The sequence below is a fragment of the Paenibacillus sp. J5 genome (genome assembly GCF_054955055.1).
This window is the reverse complement of the sequence record NZ_JBUEDD010000004.1, coordinates 332354-355914: the sequence shown is the minus strand read 5'-3', so window position 1 is coordinate 355914 and position 23561 is coordinate 332354. Positions and strand designations below refer to the sequence as shown.

Genomic DNA, 23561 nt, shown 5'->3' with positions numbered 1-23561 from the left:
TTCCCTCCTATCGAATCTCGACACGCTTGCGTTCATGGATCGAAGTCAGGCAAGCATCGATGACCTTCATATTGGCGACCGCATCCGACGGGTCAAACCGTGGCTCCCGCTCCTTCCAGACAGCGGCTGCGAAATCATCCGCCTGCAGCGAATAAGCATTCAGCGCCGGCTGCTCCACTTCTCGCTTGCCCTCCTTCGTAATAACGAAGAAGTTCGGGCTCTGGATGAATGCAGTCGGCACCTCAATCCGCCCCTCAGTCCCCAGCACCTCCAACGTATTGCGGAAGTCGGCCCACATCCCGCAATCAAACGTGAGCGCAACGCCGCCGGAAAACTCCAGCATACCGGAGGCCATCATATCCACACCGTCATGCTCGGGGGACAGCAGCCCGTGCACGGAGACCGCCTCCGGCTCCTCGCCCAGCAACAGCCGAGCCGCGCTGATCGGATAACAGCCGACATCATAGATCGAGCCGCCTCCCCACTCCTTGCGGTAGCGCACGTTGTTGCTGTCGCCAGCATTGTTGAACGTGAACGTCCCATGCAGGCCGCGCACCTCCCCGATCTCGCCCGATGCAATAATATTCTTGATCACCTCATAGCGCGGATGATGGCGATACATGAATGCCTCCGCCAGATGAACGCCAGCCGATGCACAGGCCTCGACCATACGCGCCGCCTCCGAAGCATTGAGCGCAATCGGCTTCTCGCACAGCACATGCTTGCCCGCCTCTGCTGCTCTCAGCGTCCACTCCATATGAAGATGGTTAGGGAGCGGGATATAGACCGCATCAATCGATGTATCGTTTAACAGCTCCTCATAGCTGCCATAGGCAACAGGGATATTCAGTTGTTCAGCCGTCTCCTGCGCCTTAGCCACATCGCGGCTGGCGATTGCCGCCACCTCACCGGTCTGTGAACCCTGAATGCCGGGAATAACCGACCGCTTGGCAATCCCTGCGCAGCCGAGCACGCCCCATCGCAATTTTTTAGACATCGTTGCACCCCTCAATCTTGGAATTACCCTTATTATAAGTCATCAATCACAGAAGCGATATAAAAGGGTTTTCATAGCAATATAACAATATTCATCTATCCCCTAGCCTATCCCTTGTCTACCGGGAGCGCTCAGCCTGTACGGCTGTCCTCTATCATAATAAAAAACCTTCAACATGCAAGAGCAGATTGAAGGTTCATTCCGTAATAATAGGGCTAACAGGCCTTGGTTATGGCTCTATCTTAGCGTGCAGCTCAAGCGATGTGAAGACCGCTCTGTCCATCGAGCCGCTATAAGCGACTATACGAGATCGCAAGCCTCTACCGGCATCCAATGCTCATCCTGTCCATCCCATTTCACATTGCAGCCGATCGGATTGGTCATCGGTACCGATACCCCGGAGCCGGACAGCACCTCAGCCAGTGCTCTGTCCAGATCATTGACCGTCATCTTGCTGGTATCGCGCGGCGAGTCGACGCCTCGTCCTGTGTAGACCAGCTTGCGTTCCCCGTCAAACACATAGAAATGCGGCGTGCGCAACGCACCATATGCTTTGGCAATGCTCTGGCTCTCATCATGAAGGTAAACCCACGGGAAGCGCTCCTCCTCCATAACCTCAACCATACGTGTAAATGAATCATCTGGCTTGGTATTGACGCTGTTCGAGTTAATGCCGACAAATCGCACACCGCGATCCGCATATTTAAGCGCTGTCTCACGAGTGATGGCATTGGAGCCGACAACATAGGGACAATGATTGCAAGTAAAAAACACGACCAGCAGCGAAGCGTCCGCAAAATCCGTTAAAGCATACGTTCTTCCGTCTGTTGCAGGCAACGAGAAAACCGGGGCCTGAGCACCGATAGGCAATGTAAATGACATGTGTAACCATCTCCTATTCATCCGTATTAGAGCCTGTCCTCCAACCCGCTCCCGTTAGCGTTAGAAGACACACTCCTCCAAGCTGAAATAGGGATTTCTCCCGCTTGGAGTATAGCAAACCAGGCTGCAGATGTCCATGAGGGATATTACTGCAGACCAGCCGCCTTGAATACGCTGTCAAATGCCGCTTGCGATCGAGCCAGCAGCTCCGCCTCCGACTGTGCCGGTGGCTGCGGAGTCAGAATCTCCTGAGAGACCACCCCGCGGTAGCCGATGGTCTGGAGCGAACGCAGGAAGAGCGGGAGATCGATGACGCCTTCGCCCGGATAGATGCGGTCATTATCCAACGCCTCCGTCACCGGAACAGGCTTGGCATCATTGAGATGCACATGGACGATCTGCGCTGGATTCAGCTCCAGCAGCTCTCGCTCTGTGCCTTCATTCGTGTACCAATGATAGGCATCAAGCAGCAGTCCGACATTAGGGCGTCCGATCGCGCCGATCCAATCTAGCGTCTCTGCCATTGTCCAGAGGAATGGATTCGCCCAGTGGGTACGCAGATGATGCGGACCGACAAACTCCAGCCCCAGGCTTATCCCATAGCCATCCAAAATATCCGCGCAGATGCGCAGACGCCTTGTCGCCACCACCGCAAAATGGGCAGCCTTCTCATCGGTGGAAGGCAGCACATACGTGCAGCACGCCTTCACGCCGAACGACTCGGCCCATTGCGCCGCCTGTGCCAATGCAGCCAACTCGCTGCGGAAGGTGGCCTCGTCTTGCCTCCATTCTACTGGCAAGGCGATGGCGCCAATCCTCATATTGAGCGATTGCAGCAGCTCCTGCGCCGTCGCCAGCCCTGTCTGCTGCGCCCAGCCCTCCAGCTCCGCTCCACTTGAATCGACCGCACCAAATCCATGCGCTGCCGCCTGACGGACGAATTGCTCCAATGACGCGTTCATGCCAATTCCCGACCTTGTCAAACCTTTAATCATCGTCCTATACCCTCCTCGTAGTCTAGCCTCGATGTATCAGTTCATTTATACCATGGCGCTCACCGCTATACAAGCTGCCGCAGAGGAATGGACAACCTCACTGTGCCTAGGCCGCGCCGTATGGACGCGTCGGCACAGCTTCCTGTCCGCTTTCTATACTTTATTCCTTGCGAAAAAGGAGAATCAGGGAAGCAACTCGAATAAAGATAAGGAATGCACTTATAGAAAGGTTGATTCGCAAATGTCCAAGCTGTCTGTAGAACAGATCAACTATCTTGGGGAGCAGGCTGTTCATGTGAGCACTCCCCAATTGGAAGCGGTTATCGTCCCGGCATGGGGAAGCAATCTGATTGAGCTGAACTGGCGTGAGACGAACACACCGTTGCTACGAGCGCCACAAACCCGCGAGCAGTTTCTAGAGACGCCTGCGCTGTATGGCACACCAGTGCTGTTCCCTCCGAACCGGATCGATGGCGGCGAATTTGAATTCAATGGCCGCACCTATCGCTTTCCATTGAATGAGTCCAATCGCGGCAATCATATCCATGGCGTGCTGCAGGACATTCCATGGAAGCTTCACCGCGCTGAGGTGGAGGGCAATCAGGCCATCGTAGAGACGACAGTCGATTCCAAGGAGGTGCCATCCGTATTCGAGGCGCTCCCGCATCATTTTACTGTGAAGCTGCAGCTGATCTTCGAAGGCGGATCGGTGATCAAGCGCTTCATTCTCGACAATCTCGATCATGAGCCGCTCCCGTGGGGCGTCGGCTATCACACGACGTTCAACTTCCCGATCTCGCCTGAGGGCTCGGTGGAGCGCAGCACGTTCAAGCTGCTTACCGACCGCATCTGGGAATTGACCGATCGGCTGCTGCCGACTGGCGAGCTGGTTGAGATTCCTTACGCGGCAGAGCTGAACGCGGGCATGTCGCTGAGCGGCATGCCGCTGGACACAGTCTATCAGGTGCCGGAAGGCGCCGAGTGCGTTGCCGTGCTTACCGACCCGGATGCCGGACTGCAGATCACGTACAGTGGCGACAGCCACTTCGGACAGTGGGTTGTGTACAATAATGATGCCAAGTCCGGCTACCTGTGCCCTGAGCCATACACCTGGGTAACGAATGCGCCGCATCTTTCCTTGCCTGCCGAGCTGACAGGCTTCCGCGCGCTCGCGCCAGGCGGTCATGTAGCTGCCGACACCCGCATTGATGTGGTTGCCCTTGCGCCGAACAAAGCCTAACTTGCCATTGTTCGATCTGCTTGTTCCATCCGCATCACAGTAACAGGCTTCTGTCGGGGAGAGCCGGCTTCTTCGCCGCGCCTTCCCCGCTCCCTGGCAGACGTACTGCTCCAGCCAGATGCAGCGGGTGGCGATATTTCATCTGACCCGCGTCATCGCCATAGCCTCCAGATGACTCCGATCCTTTGCAACGCAGCAACTGCTTGTTCCACTCACACCGTAGACCTCCAGATACCGATTTACGCACATCTTTCTGAATTATCACAATATTGTAAACCGAATTTAAGGCTTTTTTAATATTCCTGCGTTATACTGTTCTCAAATCAATTCTTATAGGTATTGGAGTGATTAAGGATGAGAACCATGATTTCATTTCAAAATAAAAAAATCCCTGTATATATTACCGAATCCAACAAAAAAACATTGGACAAGCTGGCACAAACCTTGAACCGCAAATGGGAAACCGGCAAAAATGCGCTCAAAAACTGCCTGCGCTCGCTGATCAGTGTTGAGATTGTCGGCAGTGAAGCGACACTGCATGCGATTAACGAGAAGGACACCTTGACCATCTCACTATACTAAGGAATGACCGCCTTGACCGATCGTCAAGCAAAAGCCTGTGTTCCGCCTGGCCGCATTCTCTCCCGCGCAAATATCCCCTGAACCAAGCTACATTGCCTGATTCAGGGGATATTTGTGTGCCTACAGCTCCACTACGGCTTTGATTACACTTGCCTCCGGCCGCAGCCAGCCTGCAAATTCACTGATCATGTCATCCAGGGCAGCCCGGTGGGTGATGAAGCTGTCCACATCGATCCGTCCGCTCTCCACCGCCTGCACGACGAGCTCGAAGTCCTCCCGGGTCGCATTGCGACTGCCCATCATCGTCAGCTCCCGCTTATGGAATTCTGGATCGCTGAATGTAATCTCGCCCTTCACCAGCCCGACATATACCAGCGTGCCGCCATGCGCAACATAATGCAGCGCCTGCATCATCGATTGCGCATGACCTGTTGCATCAAACACGATCAGCGGATAGTCACCGCCCGTTAAGTGCTCCAGCCGCTCCTTCGGATTATGGAGCGCATGCACCGTCTCCTCTGCCCCTGCCCACCTGCGACAATACGCCAGCCGTTCCTCCTGAATATCCATCGCTATGACTCGCGCGCCGAGATGCTTGGCCAGCGCCATAACGCCGAGCCCGATCGGCCCCGCGCCGATCACAAGCACCGTATCGCCCGCCCGCAGCCCGGAGCGCCGCACCGCATGGGCGCCGATACTGAGCGGCTCCAGCATAGCCGCCTGATCGAGCGTCAATTGATTGACCACGACGAGATGGCTCGCTGGAACGGCAATTCGCTCGCTCATCCCGCCATCCCGATGCACGCCCAGCACCTGCATATGCGTGCAGCAGTTCGTCTTGCCGCTGCGACATGCGATGCATTGTCCGCATTCCATATAGGGAATGACGCTCACTCGATCTCCTGCGCGCACCTCGGTTACAGACGGATGCACCGCCTCCACCTCGCCCGCCAGCTCATGGCCGAGCACACGCGGGTAGGTGAAGAAGGGCTGGTTGCCCTTATACGCATGCAGGTCGGTTCCGCATATTCCGATCCGCCGTATCCGCACGATCGCTTGCCCTTCGGCCAGTTGCGGCTCCGCAGCTTCTCTCATCACGAGCTGATCCGGCTGCTCGCATACAATTTGCTTCATATCGCTCCTCCTCCTCATGCATCATCAGGGCTGGCAACAGCGCATTACAGTTGAAGCTCTTCGTTATACTCCCTCAGGCCGCTGCTCCACGTCCGATTGTGCACCGGAGCGAGAATTTCCATCACCGCACACAGGAGCTGTTCATCCAGCGGTTCTTCCAGCCACTGAATATTCTGCATCATATTATCCGGGTTAGCCGTGCTGACCAGCGTTGTCGGAATGTCCGGGCGTGAGGTCGAATACTGCACCGCCAGCTTGGCAATCGTCGTCCCCTGCTGCTCACAGAACAGTGCCGCCCGCTTGCAGATTGCCTTGATCTCCTCTGCCGCCGGATGCCAGTCCGCTGTGCCGCGGGTGCCCAGCAGTCCCATCGACAAGGGCGAGGCATTGATCAGCCCAGTACCGCGCTGCTTAATGATTGGCAGCAGTCCCAGCAGCGTATTATCATTCAGCGAATAATGACAGTAGGACAGCACAACATCCAGCGCCTTGGCTCGCAGCGCCTTCTCCAGTGCAGGCAGCGGCAGCCCGGAGACACCATGGAAGCGGATCTTGCCCTGCTCCTTCAGCTTGTCAAGCGCGGCGAAGCCCTCCTCGATCTGGCTGAACGGTACAAATTCAATATCATGCAGCAGCAAGATATCCAGATAATCCGTTCCCAGCCTGAATAGACTCTCTTCGACACTGCGGATAATGCGCTGCTCCGAAAAATCGAACTCGTCGGCGCCATAGCGCCCCGCCTTGCTCGAGAGCAGATAGCGATCCCGTGGAAGCTCGGCCAGCGCCTGACCCAGCACCGTCTCCGCCTTCGTCAAGCCATAGTAGGGCGAGACGTCGATCAGATTCACTCCCCTGTCGATCGTCTCATGAACCGTGCGGATGCCCTCCTCGGGGCGAATGTCACGAAACACCGACCCCAATGCAGAGGCGCCATAGCTGAGAATGGATACCTCCAGCCCTGTCTGGCCTAATCTTCTGAACTGCATCCTAGCCACTCCACCTCTCTTAGAGAATGACGCCATCCTTGAATATTGCGATCTCTCGGAAGCCACGCTGCTCATTATGCGTTTTCTGCTCACCGGAGGCAATGCGGATAATCTGCTCGAACAGCTCCTCGCTCGCCTCCTCCATCGTCTGATCCTCGACCAGCGTGCCCGCATTATAATCGATCCAATTTTTCTTGCGTGCAGCCAACTCACTGTTGGTCGAGATTTTGACAGTCGGCACCGGCCCCCCGAAGGGAGTGCCGCGACCCGTCGTAAACAACACGATATGCGCGCCCGCGGCAGACAGAGCGGTTACCGACACCATGTCATTTCCCGGCGCCTCCAGCAGGTTCAATCCAATCTGATGAACACGCTTGCCATAGCCGACCACATCAACGACCGTCGCATGCCCGCCCTTTTGGGTACAGCCGAGTGATTTTTCCTCCAGTGTCGTAATGCCGCCCTCCTTGTTGCCCGGAGAGGGGTTCTCATAGATTTCCTGATCGTGACGGATAAAATATTGCTTGAAATCGTTGACCAGATGAACGATCTTGTCGAAGGTCTGCTCATCGGCAGCGCGGTTCATCAAGATCGTCTCCGCGCCGAACATCTCTGGCACCTCCGTCAGTATACTCGTCCCGCCCGCTTCAATCAGCTTATCCGACACGGCGCCGACCAGCGGATTGGCGGTGATGCCGGACAGTCCGTCCGATCCGCCGCACTTGAGACCAAGCTTCAGCTTGGATAGCGGCACAGGCTGACGCTTGAAGGTCTGGGCATAGTCCACCAGCTCCCCGATCAGCTCCAGTCCGCGCTCCAGCTCATCCTCCTCGTCCTGCGAGCGCATAAACAGGATGCGCTGCGGATCAAATTCGCCGATCGCCTCCTTGAAGGTGTCGATCTGATTGTTCTCGCAGCCTAGCCCAACCACCAGCACGCCCGCAGCATTCGGATGCTGCACGAGGGATGCGAGCAGACTGCGGGTATGCGTCAGGTCATCCCCGAGCTGGGAGCAGCCGAACGGATGAGCAAAATGATGAACGCCATCCACCAGCTCCGGGTACTGCGAGGTTGCCATGCGCGCCAGGCTTTCGCACATTTTGTTAATGCAGCCCACAGTGTTGATAATCCAGATTTCATTGCGGATGCCTACCTCGCCATTATGACGCACATAACCGTTAAAGGTGCGCGCCTGCGACGGATCAACTGCCTTTGGCGCTTGCAGTACACCGGATTGCTCATACTGGTATTCCAGGAAGCCCTTCAGACCCGTCTCCATATTGTGCGTATGCACCCAACAGCCCGGCTCCAGCGGTTGCTTGGCCTTGCCGATTGAATAGCCGAACTTTAAGATGTCCTGACCTTGACTGACCGGACGAAGCAGTATTTTATGCCCCTTGGGCACATCATCCTGAACAACGATTGGCTCGGCTCCCTCCGTGCCCACATGATCCACCAGCACCGTCTGCCCCTTGGAGATCGGCTGCAGAGCGATAATAACATCATCCTTCGGATGAAGGCGTATCCATTTATTCATGACGAGACCGCTCCATTTCTTCTATATAATCACCTAAGCGCTCGGCTAAGCCATTGATCGCGGCCAGCTCCTGCCCCCACACGTCAGTTAATGCCAACAGCCTCTCCGCTGTCTCGGCTGCCGTCTGACCCTGCTTCGCTTCAGCCCACACATGACTTACTGCTGCCAGCGCCTGCTCATCGTCCCGCACCAGATAGGTCTGACCCGTCAGGTCTGTGCCCGCCCAGCCCTCCTCTGTCTTGCGCACCTTGTAGAGCAGCAGCAGCGCAGCGAAGGCCTGAACGATCCGCTCCGGCAGCTTGCCATAGCGGCTATGATAGCCCTGCAGCGATGGCAGCAGCCGCGCCTTGAACTTGCTGATGCTGTTCATGGCGATATCCGCAAGCCGATGCTCGATATACGGATTGAGGAAGCGCTCGAATACCGTCTCGCTATATGCTGCTAGCTCTGCGCTGTCCAGCGGCGTAGCCGGAATAATCTCCTCCTTGGCCGCCTCCCGCACGAACGCTCCCCACTGTTCATGCTCCATCACCTCACGCACCTGGCGCAGACCATGCAGCAGTGCAATCGGCGTCATCAGCGTATGCGAGCCGTTGAGCAGCCTGACCTTACGCTGCTGGTATGGCCTCAGATCATCCACCCAATGCACGTTCAGTCCTGCCTGCTGCAGCGGCAGACGCTCATCAAGCTGCGGCTCGCCCTCGATCGCCCACAGATGATACGGCTCCGCCGTATTCAGCAGCTCATCGCGGTAGCCCCATTGCGCGAACCAGTTCTCCGCCTCCTGAGCAGGATACCCCGTAACGATGCGATCGACGAGCGAGTTGAGGAAACGGTTATGCGCCTCGACCCATTGGATAAAGGCCTCCGGCAAGCCCCAATCGCGACTGAACTGCAGCACGCAGCGCTTCAGCTCATCGCCATTGCGCTCCAGCAGCTCCGTCGGCAGCATGATCAATCCCTTGTCCGCCGCCCCCTCAAAGGCCAGATAGCGCTTATACAGGAAATACGCCAGCTTGCCGGGGAAGGACTGAATCGGCTGCCCCTCGCGCAGCTCCTCCGGCTTGTAGCTCAGCCCGGCCTCCGTTGTATTCGACACGACAAATTCCAGCTCCGGTCGCTCGGCTAATTCCAGAAGCTTCTCCCATTGACTATATGGATCAAACGCGGAGGCAAACACGTTCATCACCTGACGCTCCTCCACACGCTCCCCCTTCTCCAAACCACGAATAACGAGCGTATAGAGCTGATCCTGAGCATTCAGCCTCTCAATCTTGGCCTTGCCCGAAGGACGCGGCTGCGTCACTGCAATCGCTCCTTGATACAGCCCCTTCGCCCGGCATTGCGCGATCATCCAGTCCACGAATCCACGCAGAAAATTGCCCTCCCCAATCTGCAAGATAGTAATCGGGCTATGTTGCACCGCTGTATACTGCTCCTGCTCCTGCGGGGATAGATTTTCCTTACTCAGCAACGTTTGATTGGCTTGCACAAGAACACCTCCAGATATGGTTAAGCTAATTTGTAAAATTCCGCCGCCGTGCCTCCGTACAGCCGCTGCCGCTCTGCCTCGCTCCAATCTCCAGGCAGCGAGCGCTCCAGCAGCTCCACCACTTGGTCATACTCTGCGGCGAGCAGACATACCGGCCAATCGCTGCCGAACATGCAGCGCTGAGGCCCGAACAGTTCGGCAACATAGCGGATATATTCGGTGAACGCCTCCGGCTTCCAATTGAAGTGATCCGCCTCTGTCACCATCCCCGACAGCTTGCAGTACAGCTTGGGATTCGCTGCGATCTCCGCCATCTGCTCTTGCCAAGGATGCAGCTCGCGCTCTGCAATCCGCGGCTTGGCGATATGATCGATGACGCCCCGCAGCCCCGGCACCAGCTCCAGCAGTCGGACAAGCGGCGCCAACTGATGCGACTTTACGAGCAGATCGACTGGCATATCCTGCTCGGCTGCGAAGCGAACCGCTTCCACAAACTGCGGCTGCAAAATAGAACTCGCATCCTCCATCTCCTGAATCATGATCCGAAATCCAATCCATTTCGGATGCCGGCTGAGCCGCTCGTAATGCTCCTGCCAGCTGGGATCATGCAGATCAAGCCAGCCGACAACACCGGCAATCGAAGGCTCGCGTTCGGATAGCTCCAGCAAAAACTCCGTCTCCTCGATCATCTGTGCCGCCTGCACAACAATCGTCTTGTCGAAGCGATGCTTGCTTAGGCTAGGCTCTAGATGCTGAGGCAGGTAATCTCGGTACAGGGTTGGCAGCTCCGGGGTAATCCATCCATAATCACCCCTGTTAATTTGCCAGTAATGCTGGTGTGCGTCAACTCGCATTATAGACCTCCTTATGTTTCAGGCGACAGCCCTCCACTGGGCTATTGGGCGGTGATGACCCCTTTTTTCAAAATAATGTTGGCATATTGTGCGCTTTCTCCCGTCGCGACGATGGCATACGCCTGTTTCGCCCGCTTATAGAACTCAAACCGCTCCAGCAGCTCTATTCGAGCCTCCTGGCCTGTACGCTGCAAAACAATCTGCTGGTATCGCTTCCAAATCGGCGTGTCCACCTGATCGCCAACGACGACATCCATTAATGCGAGCGGCCGTTCCACATATTGATCCAGCGGGAACAACTGCAGGATGGCCTCCAGCAGCTCCGGTATTCCATGCCCATCACAACGAATGAGAACTCTGGCATGACTGGCCGCGGGGAAGTTGCCATCAGACAGCACGAGCTCATCCCCATGCCCCATCTCCATCAGCACCTTTAACAGCTCGGGTGAGATCAGCTTCGGAATTCCGATCAACATGCGTATGCTCATCCTCTCTACATTACAATCTAATTCCATTTTAACAACAAGCGGGGATAATAAAATAGTAGATTTTTGCGAATTTATACCGTATTTTGATATTCACGGACGAAATCTCATTATTGCAGTTCTGTACCCAATACGCTACACTGACCGTAACAATAACCGTAAGCGCTGCTCTTTTTGAGCGGGAAAGACGGCACCATGTCAAATCAGAAATTCTGTTCATGGCAGAAGAATAGTTGAAAGGAGGAGCCAGGATGGGGCCCATGCGACGGAGGTTTGAATTCGAGGAGGCCTTCCCCTTTGCGATGGTCTACAAGGATCGGAAAAATCCGCAGACCGAGCTTCCTGACCATCTGCATGAATGGTATGAGCTGGTATACGTTCATAGCGGCAAGGGTGTATTTTTTATTGATCAAACCTTTCATGATATGCGAGAAGGCGACCTGTTCGCTATCCCCGGCAATGTCATTCATCAGGCCTTTCCTGACCAGGAGGAGCCGGTGACCTCGACGGCTGTATTTTTCAGTCCGGTGCTTGTCAGCCAGGCCTCCTATGGTGAAGCCTTCACCTACATGACGCCTTTTGAACAAGGCAAGCTGCACAAGCAATTTCGCTGTCAACTGCCAGAGACCGACAGAGCTTATACCGCTCGGCTGCTCGACGAGATTCATGACGAGTTGACCGTCGGACGTCCTGGGGCAAGACATGCCATTGTGCTAAACGTACAGTTGTTGCTGATCCAACTGCACCGCAACAGCTTCACAGAGCATACGCGTCAGACCGCCAATACCGTTAACGCTCCAGCATGGATGAAACAGATTTTGCTGCACATTGATCAGCAGCTCCATACGCCGCTGAGTCTCTCCCTGCTGGCTCAGCGCGCCTGTGTGACAGGCGCTCATTTCAGTCGGGTGTTTAAGGAGCTGACCGGGATGACGGTCACCGACTATATCGCAGCCAAGCGTATTATTAAAGCGAAGGAGCTGTTGTTTGAGAGCGATGGCAAGCTAAGCACAATCGCCGAGCAATGCGGCTTTGAGAGTATGACTCACTTTCACCGTACTTTCAAAAAGATAGCAGGCTGCGCCCCCGCAGCCTACAAAAAACAAAAGCTGGCCGAAATGGCAAAACGCCAATCCTAAGCCAGCTAACTGCTAGTTGTGCTCTCTGCTCCAATGCATCACCCATTCAGAAGCTCCTGTCGCCTCGTCCCGCGTCTCCTCCACAATCGAGAAGCCATGCTTTTGGTAAAAGCGGACAGCGGGTTCATTGGCTGTATATACCTTGAGCTGCAATTGGCTTCGCAGCTCTTTGGCGTAATTCAGAAGACGCTGACCCAGACCTCGCTGCTGCTCGGTTGGATCAACGAAGATCGCCGCCAAGTAATCATCCATAAGGGATACAAAGCCGAGCAGTTTCCCCTGCTCCTCCAAGACATAGGTTTGTGCAGATGGCAGATAACGTTCAGCCATCGCCTCCTGCTGACTCTCCCAATACTCACGTTCAATAAAATGATGCGCCTGCAGCGACCCCGCCAGCCAGATGCTTACAGCTTGCTGCGCATCAGCCGCTGTAAATGGTCTTATCATGGTCATCCTCCTTCTCCTATACGCTAACGCATTAACAATCTGGAATGCTCACCAGTAGGATTGCATATCTGACTAGGATACCATATGTAGGAAGGCTGTGCAAAAGGAGCTCCTCTATACTAAAAGGCCATTCCCCTCATCACTGTGCAGTGGAGGCGGAATGGCCTGTTAAGTGTTCTGTTGCCTATAACTTATTTAATGACCTTCAGACGACCTTCAAGCGGCTGATATGCTTTCTCGCCCGGCTCAGCGGCGATTTTGCCGAATGGCATCTGAGCGATGAGCTTCCAATCACCGGGGATATTCCACTCCTGCTTGACGGCCTCGTCTACGAGCGGGTTATAGTGCTGCAATGTAGCTCCGATGCCTTCCTGTGCCAGAGCTGTCCATACTACGAATTGCAGCATGGCGGAGGATTGATTGGACCAGATCGGGAAATTGTCGCTGTACGCTGCGAACTGCTCCTGCAGCCCTTGAACAACGCTCTGATCCTCAAAGAATAATACCGTACCATACCCTGCGCCAAAGGCCTTCATTTTTTGCTCGGTCTGGTCGAAGCTGTCCGCTGGAACAATCTTGCGCAATGTTTCGGTTGTCAGGTGCCAGAACTTGTCACTCTGCTCCCCTAACAGCACAACTACGCGAGCGCTCTGCGAATTAAAAGCGGACGGCGTATGTAGAATTGCTTGCCCAATAATTTCTTCGATTCTCTCATTGCTAACAACCGAATCCTTGCTAATACCATAAATACTCCGTCTTTTTTGAATGGCTTCCAGAAAGTTGGAACTGCTCATCTTCATCACTCCATCTCTGTAAATTGTCTGCCTACATAAAAGATACCCAATTGTACTGTGTTTTACAACCGAGGCGAATGCAACTAACTATATTAAAACAAGTAACATAAAATAAATATGTTTATTACTTTTTTAGTATAAAGCTTTTTTCTCCTGATTGCAACCCTAGATGTTTTTTATCCGACAGCGGTACAGCCGGCTTGAACAAGCTACCGAAACAAAAGCAAGAATGTAACTTGGATTACAGTTTTTCTCAAACTAATATGCAACAATAAGATAGAAATTTTATACAATGGGGAGGATTTTTGAACGATGAAAACAAGCAAGTCTCTTGTAGAGTCGAAGCATTCTGAGAAAATCCAGATCGAAATAAGGGAGCTTCCTCATCACCTTATTGAGAAAGCGCTGCCTGACCTCATGAGCCGCAAAGCTGCTGCGTCTGATTCGACTGACCACGGACACCACCCGACTGTGCCCAGCCCCTCCGGTCATAGTTCAACTAGAAGAAGAAGGGCAACAGACCCTATGGACATACGTTTCTTGTGCCGATGACATAGATAACTTATACATGTTACATATACATATAGTATAACCTCCCTAATAACGACTACGCTTGACGACTCCAGTCACGAATCATAATGTACCGCTCTTCCTTTCCATGGACTCTTCTTCACTAACATGATTTGAGCATTGGCTACAGCAATCAGAGCGTGAATGGAATAACAAATCTGCGGGTAGAACGTGGGTTATCAAAATTGTAGTTGTATTTTAATTAGATAAGATGTATATTTATACATTATGAATGGCAGGAGGTTGCTCTTATGTCTCAAATAACGCAGTGCAAAGGAACAGAGTGGATCGCAGAAGCTTCAGACCGGCTCCTATTCACGACCAATCGCCCGGAGCTAATCATGGATCGCGGGGCAGGCATGTATATGTGGGATACAGAAGACAGAGTCTATCTGGATTTTTCGGGCGGTTGGGCGGTAACGAGCCTGGGGCATGCCCCTGCCGTCATTCGGGATGTGCTCGATCAGCAGTCAGCCAAGCTGATTCATGCCAGCCCTTCGTTTTATAATGAACCGATGCTGCAATTCGCCAAGCTGCTTACCGATATTTCTTGCTTTGACAAGGTGTTTTTCGCCAGCAGCGGCGCGGAGGCGAATGAAGCGGCCATCAAGCTGGCTCGCAAATACGGCGCTGCGAAGCTGGGCGGAGCACACGAGATTATTACGATGACCAACAGCTTTCATGGCCGAACGCTAGCTACCATGTCGGCAACCGGAAAATCTCAATGGGATGCGCTGTATGAACCGAAGGTGCCGGGCTTTTGCCATGTGCCGTTAAATGATTTGGATGCCTGCTTTGCAGCCATTAGCGACCGTACCTGTGCCATCATGCTTGAGCTGGTACAAGGTGAAGGCGGTGTAAATATAGTCGATGAAAGCTACTTATATGCCATTCGCAAGGCATGCGATATTTATGGCCTGCTGCTCATTGTGGATGAAGTGCAAACTGGGATAGGCAGAACCGGCACCATGTTCGCTTATGAGCACTACGGTATTGAGCCTGACATTATGACATTGGCCAAAGGAATCGGCGGCGGATTTCCACTCTCGGCCATGCTGACCAAGGAGAGCTTCGACCTGTTCGAGCCAGGTGATCAGGGCGGCACCTATTGCGGTCAGCCGCTTGCCATGGCCGTTGGTCAAGCGGTTGTGCAAGAGGTAATACAGAGCAGACTTGCTGACAACGCCCGAATTCAGGGCGACTATTTGCAGAGACGGCTACAGGAGACAGGAGAAGCGCTAGGTTGGAGCCAGGTGCGCGGGAGGGGGCTGCTCGTTGCCTTCAACCTTCCCCTTCCTTGTGGAGCAGAGCTAGTGAAGCGTTGCCTGGATATAGGGCTGATTATTAATTCTCCCTCCCCGTCCGTCATTCGTCTGATGCCGGCTCTGATCGTAACAACAGCAGACGTGGATAAGATGCTGAAGCTGCTGGCGGAGTGCTGGGAAGCCCTATATCGCGAGCAGCAAGCAGCGGCACAATAGAATCAATGTAGATCGCCATCAGCAAACGGAACGACCTGAAATGGCGTTCCAGGCTGATGGTTAGATTTGTCACTACTCGCCTGACGTGATATAATGAAAACATACGTTCTTATGTCATTACATCATGTTTAGGAGTGGTAATTTGCAGTTCAAGAAGCTGATATGGGTTATCGTCGCTGCCGCATCGGTATATCTGGGAGTCACCACTTGGTCAGACTGGGAGACGCCGACACCTGTTTATCATGAGGGTGACCAGCAGAGCTATGATGTCAGGCTGGACTTCCCATCGGACCGTTTTCCAGAGACTGCATCCCATATCTCCAATGCCATCAAGCAGGGACACTCAGCCATCTGCACCATTGACCGTGAAGGCGCGGAGGAGAACCGCAAGCGCTCATTGCAGGGGGTACCGACCAAGAAAGGCTATGATCGCGATGAATGGCCGATGGCGATGTGTGCGGAAGGCGGAGACGGAGCTGACATTGAGTACATCAGCCCATCCGATAATCGCGGCGCAGGCTCATGGGTAGGCAATAAGCTGGAGTCGTATGAGAACGGGACAAGAGTTTATTTTGAGGTCGTCGCAGATTGAGGACTGGCGTTGTCAGGCGGGATCTAGCGTGAGTGACAATCTTTAACCCTGCACTACATACAGCTACTAGAGCATGATGTGTTGGTGCGGACTCTAAGGCCCAGTGTTCGCGAAGTAGTGCTAGATGCCGATCCCCGCATGTAGGAGGATCGGCACTATAGTCACAGGCAGCATTCACGGGGAGCTCGTCTGGTTAGATGGTTAGATGGATACAACGCTATCCTTCAGGTAACGTCCAGATTTCATTGGCAATCAGATCCAGCGTCGTGCTGATTTTGAGAGCGGTCACCAATGTCGGCTCACTCTCTCCCCTCACGATCTGACTCATCTCTGAGGTTGACACACCAACCTGCTCAGCAAGCCATCTCTGCTTCATTCCTCTATCGCTCAATATTTCTTTAAGCCTGCACTCAACTTTATGCGCCATCGCTTCATCACCTCGACCATTACTTCGCCAAGGCGTCTTGTCGAATCCTTTGATGAAATATAAGAACTTTTCGCAAAATACCGAAGATGAATCTGACACATAATAAAAAAAGCGAAAACCCTTGATAGACAAGAATCTTCGCTCTTTGGCGTTATGTATGCTTGGTTGCATCAAGTATAATATCTGTAGGTACGGAACGTAAATGAACTTCCCAGTCTTGGTAAAATCCCAAACGACCTATATCACATATATGAGCATAGCGATCAAATAGTGCATTCAACTCCGTCACCCAATTATTCCATATCGTTTTATCTTGAACAAGATATTTCATAATGAAAACGGCTCCGTATATACTATTTGATCTAATGTCCAGTGCAATTCTCTTCAATAACTCAATGGCTTTATCTTCATCATGTACAATTAAACCGCGACTTTTGAGTCTAGAAATCATTTCTGCATAGGTTGCAGGAGGTTTTAAATATATGGAATCATTATCAACCATATTATCCCACTCCTGAAAATAAAATGGCCCGCCCAGTTTCGCATTGTTAAGAGGCGCGGGCGGGATCTGTTACTTAAATTATATGTCATCATTAAACCTGGCGTCAAGTTTTTTTCACGACGAATTCAAGTTAAGTGCGACAGTTCAACAATAAAAAAAGCGAAAACCCTTGATAGACAAGAATCTTCGCTCTTTGGCGTTATGTATGCGGTCGAGAGGACTCGAACCTCCACGGGTATACACCCACTACCCCCTCAAGATAGCGTGTCTGCCATTCCACCACGACCGCGCATTATATAAACCTTACCACTACCCATTACTTTGAGGAAAAGCAATGGTGAGCCATGAAGGACTCGAACCTTCGACACCCTGATTAAAAGTCAGGTGCTCTACCAACTGAGCTAATGGCTCATGGTGACCCGTAGGGGATTCGAACCCCTGTTACCTCCGTGAAAGGGAGGTGTCTTAACCCCTTGACCAACGGGCCATATCCATAACAATGATGTATAAGTTCGACCTACGAGACCAATGCTATTCTCAGTTAGAGAGCTTCAATTCATCTCACCCAAACTCACAACAGAAATTATATTATCATATTCTGAGAAGTTTGACAAGCCTTTTTTTTGATCATTATCAACATAATACATATTGCCACATTATCCATGTCATTATACATTATAGAAGCTTATGACCACGCCATACATCATGATACGACGATTTACGACACAAACCAGGCAAAGAAAAAGGACCGTCCAACGGACCATCCGTTTCGTAAGTCGCATGGCGGAGAGAGAGGGATTCGAACCCTCGCACCGCTTAACGCAGTCTAACCCCTTAGCAGAGGGTCCCCTTGAGCCACTTGGGTATCTCTCCATGAATGGCTCCCCGAACAGGACTCGAACCTGTGACAACTCGGTTAACAGCCGAGTGCTCTACCAACTGAGCTATCAGGGAACGTAACTAATATTTCTTGCGACAAGTAATAATATACCATGCCTATTCTGCACTGTCAAGCTCCTTCAATAATAATTTGCCGCGGCAGCGACCGCATGCGTACTTGCGAGGGTCAGTCTTGCGTTTGCGCTTGTATTGCTGTCCGCATGCCTTGCAGATCAGCATATACCGGTATGGCAAGCGCCGCCGCTCCGTCGCGGTTCCAGGCAGGGATTGACAGTAACGGGAGCCGCCCACATGGGCAAGCAGCTCCTTGAATTCCTGATCGCGATGCTGATACCCTCTCCCTTGAAGATGAAGATGATAATGACATAGCTCATGCTTAATGATCTTCTCGGTCTCCTCAACACCGAAGCTTGCCAATTGATGCGGGTTTATCTCGATATGATGCGATTTCGTAAAGTACCGTCCGCCTGTCGTCCTCAGCCGCGCGTTAAATGTTGCCTTATGCTTGAAAGCAAGGCCGAACGCCTCAGTTGATACTCGTTCCACCCAGCGCTGCAATGCTTCATTATCCATCATTAATCTCCCCCAACTACTTGAATTTATAAAGCTTTTTGCGCTAAACTGTCAAGTGAGCAACATCTGCTTCCTGCGGAGTTTTAACCAAACGCCTTAGAACGATTACCAGAGGGGAGTCATTATTGTTATGCCGACGATGCGTTATATCCTTATGAAGAGTGAACAGCAGGGATTGTTTTTTGTTGAGATGCCTCAATCCCATGCATACCAGCTTAGCGCGCTGAACTTGAGACTCCATAAAGAAATAGACAAGCTCACTGCAGATCATATTCCACAGCTTCCCTATGCCGCTGCCGAGTGCTCGGACATCGAGATTCATGACCCTGCCATCTCTGTTGTTGGCGGGCTGGATTACATTAACAAGCTGGAGCAAGAGTTCGCCTCCATTCGTGAGGGTTCCTACCCGCTCGTTTCCTTGCTCACAGAGATTCGCGCACTGCAGGCGCAGCTAGAGCAATGGTACGAGGAAGAAGCGGAGGAGCTCGCCTAGGGCGTGTCTGAAAACTCTGAACGGAACAGATCTGGCCGAATTTTCGTTCCAGGCAAGGCGCTTTTTCGCAGGCGTACCGGGGGTACGTCAAGAAAAAGCAACGCAGCATGGGGCGAAAAGGCGGGGAGAGATGCCCTTGAACGGGTTTTCAGACACGACCTAGGTTTCTGATCCGCTCTGCTATTTGCTACGGACCTGCACGGATAACTGCCCTCCTCCATATGATTAAGAAGATCATTGATTCCGGGGAGGGCGATTCGTATGCCTCAATGGCTTTGCAATCAGCTCATGCGAGCCTACAGCAAGAAAGACCGCCGGCAAATTCGACTGCTCAACGACTGCTGGTTCTTCTATCGTAACCGATCGGAGGCAGGCAAGCACAGTTCAGCAAGTCTGCTACCCTAGAGCACAGCCTCATTCACGTAGTAATGAAAAGCCTATACCCGCGTTGCTTCTTGCTGATGAGCAAGGGCAACCGTCAGGTATAGGCTTTAGTCCGTCATGCTATGATCATTCTGGCTTGCTGTAGACGGTTAGCGATGTGTGTCTAGATTAAAATGTTTTCCAAGTGGTGACTTCATCAACAGACAGCCTGAGCGACTTGCGCGCTTCCTTGGCTGCCTTGCCCACTGCAATCAGCATGACCGGAGCCAGATTGGATGGCACCTTGAACGCCTCGATAAATTTCGCGGCATCATAGCCTCCCATAGGCACAGTGTCCAGCCCTCTTGCTTTGGCAGCCAGCATCAGTTGCATGGAGATGAGGCCAGCGTCAATAAGTGCTGTATCGCGGTACAACTCCGGCTTCTCTCCATAGATGGTTTTCAGACGCGCTACATAGCCTGTCAGCACGCTCTCCGGCATGAAGCCCTGCTCTACAGTACGGCCATAGATCAGCTCGGCTTGCTTATATCCATCCACATCAGCCAGTACGGCAATGACGGCCGATGCTTCCACAACTTGCTGCTGATTCATAGCGATCGGCAATAGCTGCTCCTTCGTCTCCTGATCCTTAATGACCAGAAAACGCCAAGGCTGCAAATTGGACGAGGATGGCGCCGTGATCGCGTCCTCCAGCAGGCTGTGAATCTCCTCATCTGTCATCTTGAATGACGGGTCGTAGCTGCGAACAGAATGGCGGTCGTGGAGGACCTCGAAAAAGTCTGCTTTCACTTGAAGTTCGTTACTCATAATACATCTTCCTCTCCATGTAGATTATATAGGCACCAATCCATAGCAGCAGCTATCGGGTAGCCTTCTTCTCTCCTATCCTCTTATCTGGTCTTAGCTTGCCCTGGGCACTCCCATTATACAAGCTTGCCATGACTGTCAGAGCTCGGCTTTCTGTGCCAGAAATAGCACAGTTATACTAAAAAAATATAGCACCCAGATTGAAAAGTTGCTAACAACTGTTGCTTACATTGCACAGTATACGGCGTAATTTGAATGTTGTCAACTGGCTGCTCATAGCGATATACGATCTGCCAAATCAGCCAAAGTATGCCGCTTCAGCACCTGCACCACCTGCTTGTCAATGTCATCAGCAATCTCCGAGAAAGCCGCCTTCATCTGTAAGCCGAACGGGTGCAGACCTGTCGTGTCCACCATGCCACTGCATAGCGGCTCGCCCACCTGCAGCGAACGGTATATCTCTGCCAACGTAATCTGGTCGGCAGGCTTCTTCAGTCTATATCCGCCTTCCCGGCCCTCTCTTGTCTCCAGAATATTCTCCTTCGCCAGCTTTGCCAAGATGCGGCGCAGAATAGTCGGCTCCGAATGAAGCTTCTCTGCGATCGTCGCACTGGAGCAGGTAGAGCAGTTCTGGGCCAGGACAACCAACGCCTGGAGCGACAAACCAAACCATTTGTGATTCAGAGCGCTGCTGCATTTTTCTGATTTCATCTATGATGCCCCCCTTGCCGTGCCACTAGTCTGACACTTGTAATAAGTGTAGCCGATTCGCCTGAATCGGGCAACCCTCCGCATCACTACGCCCCTTCAGCAAGCTCCTGCTCGTTACAGCCAAGAAGCAGGCGGATTGACACGTCTTCATCAGTAAGACAGGTCAAGGAAGCCAGTGCCGCGTAGCCCCCAGCTTCCTTGATTTGCCTATTCATGAGGAACACACTAAGGTTGTGTCTTCAAGCTCCGAAGGGAGCAGATGGTAAGAAGAACGTCTTAATCCGGCTTGCGCATGGTGAGACTGACACGGCCTTTCTTGAGATCCACGCCAAGCACCCAGACGGTGACGTTATCTCCGACAGAGACGACATCCATCGGATGCTTGACATATCGGTCGCTCAACTGCGAGATATGCACCAGCCCGTCATTTTTAATGCCAATATCGATAAAAGCGCCAAAATCAATCACATTGCGCACCGTGCCCTGCAGCTCCATGCCTGGCTGCAAATCCTCCATCTGCAGGACATCCGTATGGAAGATCGGCGGCGGCAGCTCCTCCCGCGGATCGCGGCCGGGACGCAATAAGCTGTCGATAATATCTCGAAGGGTCGGCACTCCAACCCCAAGTTGAGACGCCAGCTCCTGCGGATTCACCTGGCGCAACTTCTCAGTTGCCTCAGGAGTGCCAAGCTGCGCCAGCTTTAGACCCAACTGATTGAACAATTGGTCAACCACCTTGTATGACTCTGGATGAATTGGCGTGCGATCAAGCGGATTAGCGCTTCCTGGAACTCTCAAAAATCCAATACATTGCTCATACGATTTTGCCCCTAGCCGCGGCACCTTCTGCAACTGCTTGCGGTCGTTGAACTTGCCATGCTCCTCGCGGAACTTAACGATATTTCTAGCGATCGTGGCATTCACTCCCGCAACATACGATAGTAGAGAGGGGGACGCTGTATTCACATCAACCCCGACGTGGTTGACCGCCGACTCTACGACACCGCCAAGCGTCTCGTCCAGGCGCTTCTGGCTGACATCATGCTGATACTGGCCGACGCCGATCGCCTTCGGCTCGATCTTCACCAGCTCAGCCAGCGGGTCTTGCAGCCTCCGTGCAATCGATACAGCGCTGCGCTCGGCAACGTCGAGCTGCGGGAATTCCTCCTGCGCCAGCTTGGAAGCCGAATAGACGCTCGCTCCTGCCTCATTGACGATGATATATTTCAACTCGCCCCCACGGCCGCCCTTGCCCTTGCGTCCGCTGATCAGGCCGGCAATGAACTGCTCGGTCTCACGCGAGGCTGTGCCATTGCCGATGACGATCAGCTCTACCTCGTATTTGTCGATCAGCTCATTAATGACCCGGCTCGCCTGCTCGACCTTATTGTTAGGCGGCGTCGGATAGACAACCGATACCTCCAGCAGCTTGCCTGTATCATCCACCACAGCCAGCTTGCAGCCTGTCCGGTATGCCGGATCGACTCCGAGCACCACATGACCAAGAATAGGGGGCTGCAGCAGCAGATTGCGAAGATTGGCGGAGAAGATCGAGATCGCATGCTCCTCCGCCTTCTCCGTCAATTCGCCTCGCACCTCGCGCTCGATCGAAGGAGCGAGCAGACGCTTGTACGCATCCTGAATAACCGTTGTCAGCACCTCAACGATCGCGGGGGCCGTATGCTTGCGTACAATACGGCGATTCATATAGTCGTGGATGCGTGCAGCCTCCACTTCCAACGTTACCCGCAGCACGTCCTCACGCTCGCCGCGATTGATCGCCAGCACCCGGTGAGGGGGCAGCCGTCGCACAGGCTCCTGGTAGGTGTAATACATCTCGTAGACCGATTCTGCCTGCGCGTCCCGCGCTTCGGTACGGAGCGTTCCGTGCTCCTTCGTGTGAGAACGCACCCACGCACGGATCGAAGCATCATCAGCGATCTGCTCTGCGATAATATCCATCGCTCCTTGCAGCACCTCCTCCGCTCCAGGCACCCCCTTCGCTTCATCGACATACCTTGCCGCTTCCGCTAACGGATCACCCTGCTTCGGCTGAGCGAACAGCCAGTCTGCAAGCGGCTGTAGTCCTCGCTCTCTGGCCACACTCGCCCGTGTCTTGCGCTTCTGGCGATACGGACGATACAGATCCTCCACCTCTTGCAGCTTGACCGCTTGCTCGATAGCAGTCATCAATTGCTCGCTAAGTTTGCCCTGCTCTCCGATCAGACGCAGCACCTCGCGCTTGCGATCCTCCAGCGCATTCAGATAGTTCAGCCGCTCCTCTATGGCACGCAACTGATTCTCATCCAGCTCCCCCGTCATCTCCTTACGGTAACGGGCAATGAACGGGATCGTGTTCCCCTCTACCAGGAGCGCGACAGCGGCCTTCACCTTGCTTGCAGGAATGCCAAGCTCTGATGCAATCTGCTTCTCCGTCCGCACCCTGCGAGCGCTAAGCTCCTCTGGTGTCAGCTCTGCCAGCTTGCCGCTCTCGTGCAGCTCCTCGACTGATTTGGCTGTTGTCAAATGAAGTACGCCTCCTTCAATATGGTATCGC

The 23561-nt window shown here is 53.2% G+C and carries 25 protein-coding genes and 5 tRNA genes; 7 read left to right on the top strand and 23 right to left on the bottom strand.

Features of this window, described 5'->3' with window-relative positions; translation table 11 throughout:
* Positions 1 to 7 precede the first annotated feature (7 nt).
* From ACY1JZ_RS09090 to ACY1JZ_RS09080, 3 genes are all read right to left on the bottom strand, one after another.
* Positions 8 to 997, bottom strand: coding sequence for a Gfo/Idh/MocA family protein (locus tag ACY1JZ_RS09090; protein WP_462628934.1), 990 nt, complete (start codon positions 995 to 997; stop codon positions 8 to 10).
* 300 nt (positions 998 to 1297) lie between these two features.
* Positions 1298 to 1879 carry a thioredoxin family protein gene (locus ACY1JZ_RS09085; protein ID WP_462628933.1) on the bottom strand — a complete coding sequence of 194 codons (582 nt, stop codon included), beginning with the start codon at positions 1877 to 1879 and terminating at the stop codon, positions 1298 to 1300.
* A 146-nt stretch (positions 1880 to 2025) separates the two neighbouring features.
* Positions 2026 to 2874 (bottom strand): sugar phosphate isomerase/epimerase family protein, encoded by an 849-nt coding sequence (locus tag ACY1JZ_RS09080; RefSeq protein ID WP_462628932.1) that lies wholly within the window; start codon positions 2872 to 2874, stop codon positions 2026 to 2028.
* Between the two features lie 241 nt (positions 2875 to 3115).
* Between ACY1JZ_RS09080 and ACY1JZ_RS09075 the strand changes: the two genes are divergently transcribed.
* Entirely contained in the window at positions 3116 to 4114 is a 999-nt protein-coding gene (locus ACY1JZ_RS09075) for an aldose 1-epimerase (RefSeq protein WP_270165144.1), read from the top strand.
* A gap of 34 nt (positions 4115 to 4148) precedes the next feature.
* Here ACY1JZ_RS09075 and ACY1JZ_RS09070 read toward each other — a convergent pair whose 3' ends face one another.
* On the bottom strand, positions 4149 to 4313 hold the full coding sequence (locus ACY1JZ_RS09070) for a hypothetical protein (protein WP_462628931.1): 165 nt from the start codon (positions 4311 to 4313) through the stop codon (positions 4149 to 4151).
* A 155-nt stretch (positions 4314 to 4468) separates the two neighbouring features.
* Between ACY1JZ_RS09070 and ACY1JZ_RS09065 the strand changes: the two genes are divergently transcribed.
* Positions 4469 to 4696, top strand: coding sequence for a 3-dehydroquinate dehydratase (locus tag ACY1JZ_RS09065; protein ID WP_270165146.1), 228 nt, complete (start codon positions 4469 to 4471; stop codon positions 4694 to 4696).
* A gap of 120 nt (positions 4697 to 4816) precedes the next feature.
* Here ACY1JZ_RS09065 and ACY1JZ_RS09060 read toward each other — a convergent pair whose 3' ends face one another.
* Genes ACY1JZ_RS09060 through fucU form a run of 6 tightly spaced genes read right to left on the bottom strand, consistent with a single transcriptional unit; the run spans position 4817 to position 11175 of the window.
* Entirely contained in the window at positions 4817 to 5830 is a 1014-nt protein-coding gene (locus ACY1JZ_RS09060; RefSeq protein WP_462628930.1) for a zinc-binding alcohol dehydrogenase family protein, read from the bottom strand.
* A gap of 44 nt (positions 5831 to 5874) precedes the next feature.
* Positions 5875 to 6816, bottom strand: coding sequence for an aldo/keto reductase (locus tag ACY1JZ_RS09055; protein WP_462628929.1), 942 nt, complete (start codon positions 6814 to 6816; stop codon positions 5875 to 5877).
* 19 nt (positions 6817 to 6835) lie between these two features.
* Entirely contained in the window at positions 6836 to 8353 is a 1518-nt protein-coding gene (locus ACY1JZ_RS09050) for a UxaA family hydrolase (protein WP_462628928.1), read from the bottom strand.
* Positions 8346 to 9845: a tagaturonate reductase gene (locus tag ACY1JZ_RS09045; RefSeq protein ID WP_462628927.1), complete on the bottom strand. Its 1500-nt coding sequence runs from the start codon at positions 9843 to 9845 to the stop codon at positions 8346 to 8348. The genes ACY1JZ_RS09050 and ACY1JZ_RS09045 overlap by 8 nt, the downstream gene beginning before the upstream one ends.
* A 20-nt stretch (positions 9846 to 9865) precedes the next feature.
* Entirely contained in the window at positions 9866 to 10699 is an 834-nt protein-coding gene (locus tag ACY1JZ_RS09040) for an amidohydrolase family protein (RefSeq protein WP_462628926.1), read from the bottom strand.
* A 41-nt stretch (positions 10700 to 10740) separates the two neighbouring features.
* Positions 10741 to 11175, bottom strand: coding sequence for an L-fucose mutarotase (fucU, locus tag ACY1JZ_RS09035; RefSeq protein WP_462628925.1), 435 nt, complete (start codon positions 11173 to 11175; stop codon positions 10741 to 10743).
* A 260-nt stretch (positions 11176 to 11435) separates the two neighbouring features.
* Between fucU and ACY1JZ_RS09030 the strand changes: the two genes are divergently transcribed.
* Positions 11436 to 12323, top strand: a complete 888-nt coding sequence (locus tag ACY1JZ_RS09030) for a helix-turn-helix domain-containing protein (protein WP_462628924.1) — start codon at positions 11436 to 11438, stop codon at positions 12321 to 12323.
* 12 nt (positions 12324 to 12335) lie between these two features.
* Here ACY1JZ_RS09030 and ACY1JZ_RS09025 read toward each other — a convergent pair whose 3' ends face one another.
* Both ACY1JZ_RS09025 and ACY1JZ_RS09020 read right to left on the bottom strand, forming a co-directional pair.
* Complete coding sequence (locus ACY1JZ_RS09025; RefSeq protein ID WP_462628923.1) at positions 12336 to 12770, bottom strand: N-acetyltransferase; 435 nt, start codon at positions 12768 to 12770, stop codon at positions 12336 to 12338.
* Between the two features lie 191 nt (positions 12771 to 12961).
* Complete coding sequence (locus ACY1JZ_RS09020; protein WP_270165156.1) at positions 12962 to 13564, bottom strand: nitroreductase family protein; 603 nt, start codon at positions 13562 to 13564, stop codon at positions 12962 to 12964.
* Positions 13565 to 14385: 821 nt separating this feature from the next.
* Here ACY1JZ_RS09020 and ACY1JZ_RS09015 point away from each other — a divergent pair.
* Together ACY1JZ_RS09015 and ACY1JZ_RS09010 are read left to right on the top strand one after the other, a co-directional pair.
* Positions 14386 to 15615, top strand: coding sequence for an aspartate aminotransferase family protein (locus tag ACY1JZ_RS09015; protein ID WP_462628922.1), 1230 nt, complete (start codon positions 14386 to 14388; stop codon positions 15613 to 15615).
* Positions 15616 to 15757: 142 nt separating this feature from the next.
* Positions 15758 to 16207 carry a NucA/NucB deoxyribonuclease domain-containing protein gene (locus ACY1JZ_RS09010; protein WP_462628921.1) on the top strand — a complete coding sequence of 150 codons (450 nt, stop codon included), beginning with the start codon at positions 15758 to 15760 and terminating at the stop codon, positions 16205 to 16207.
* Positions 16208 to 16424: 217 nt separating this feature from the next.
* Here ACY1JZ_RS09010 and ACY1JZ_RS09005 read toward each other — a convergent pair whose 3' ends face one another.
* The 8 genes from ACY1JZ_RS09005 to ACY1JZ_RS08970 all read right to left on the bottom strand — a co-directional run bounded on the left by ACY1JZ_RS09005 (position 16425) and on the right by ACY1JZ_RS08970 (position 18609).
* Complete coding sequence (locus ACY1JZ_RS09005; RefSeq protein ID WP_462628920.1) at positions 16425 to 16634, bottom strand: helix-turn-helix transcriptional regulator; 210 nt, start codon at positions 16632 to 16634, stop codon at positions 16425 to 16427.
* Between the two features lie 151 nt (positions 16635 to 16785).
* The gene (locus ACY1JZ_RS09000; RefSeq protein WP_462628919.1) at positions 16786 to 17136 is read right to left on the bottom strand and encodes a hypothetical protein; all 351 of its coding nucleotides are present in this window, start codon (positions 17134 to 17136) and stop codon (positions 16786 to 16788) included.
* Between the two features lie 206 nt (positions 17137 to 17342).
* A tRNA-Leu gene (locus ACY1JZ_RS08995) sits at positions 17343 to 17425 on the bottom strand.
* 46 nt (positions 17426 to 17471) lie between these two features.
* A tRNA-Lys gene (locus tag ACY1JZ_RS08990) sits at positions 17472 to 17547 on the bottom strand.
* 1 nt (position 17548) lies between these two features.
* A tRNA-Glu gene (locus ACY1JZ_RS08985) sits at positions 17549 to 17623 on the bottom strand.
* Positions 17624 to 17917: 294 nt separating this feature from the next.
* Positions 17918 to 18009, bottom strand: a tRNA-Ser gene (locus ACY1JZ_RS08980).
* A gap of 5 nt (positions 18010 to 18014) precedes the next feature.
* Positions 18015 to 18090, bottom strand: a tRNA-Asn gene (locus tag ACY1JZ_RS08975).
* A 42-nt stretch (positions 18091 to 18132) separates the two neighbouring features.
* Positions 18133 to 18609: a SprT family protein gene (locus ACY1JZ_RS08970; RefSeq protein WP_462629064.1), complete on the bottom strand. Its 477-nt coding sequence runs from the start codon at positions 18607 to 18609 to the stop codon at positions 18133 to 18135.
* Positions 18610 to 18739: 130 nt separating this feature from the next.
* Here ACY1JZ_RS08970 and ACY1JZ_RS08965 point away from each other — a divergent pair, with 130 nt between their 5' ends.
* A complete protein-coding gene (locus ACY1JZ_RS08965) occupies positions 18740 to 19102 on the top strand; it encodes a hydrolase/acyltransferase (protein ID WP_270165163.1) in 363 nt (120 codons plus the stop codon).
* Between the two features lie 261 nt (positions 19103 to 19363).
* Positions 19364 to 19507 carry a cortex morphogenetic protein CmpA gene (gene cmpA / locus ACY1JZ_RS08960; RefSeq protein WP_270165165.1) on the top strand — a complete coding sequence of 48 codons (144 nt, stop codon included), beginning with the start codon at positions 19364 to 19366 and terminating at the stop codon, positions 19505 to 19507.
* A gap of 147 nt (positions 19508 to 19654) precedes the next feature.
* Here the strand turns inward: cmpA and ACY1JZ_RS08955 are convergent, their stop codons facing one another.
* From ACY1JZ_RS08955 to ACY1JZ_RS08945, 3 genes are all read right to left on the bottom strand, one after another.
* On the bottom strand, positions 19655 to 20293 hold the full coding sequence (locus ACY1JZ_RS08955; RefSeq protein ID WP_462628918.1) for a nitroreductase family protein: 639 nt from the start codon (positions 20291 to 20293) through the stop codon (positions 19655 to 19657).
* Positions 20294 to 20566: 273 nt separating this feature from the next.
* Positions 20567 to 21004 (bottom strand): RrF2 family transcriptional regulator, encoded by a 438-nt coding sequence (locus tag ACY1JZ_RS08950; protein WP_462628917.1) that lies wholly within the window; start codon positions 21002 to 21004, stop codon positions 20567 to 20569.
* Between the two features lie 276 nt (positions 21005 to 21280).
* Positions 21281 to 23485, bottom strand: a complete 2205-nt coding sequence (locus ACY1JZ_RS08945) for a Tex family protein (RefSeq protein WP_462629062.1) — start codon at positions 23483 to 23485, stop codon at positions 21281 to 21283.
* Positions 23486 to 23561 lie beyond the last annotated feature (76 nt).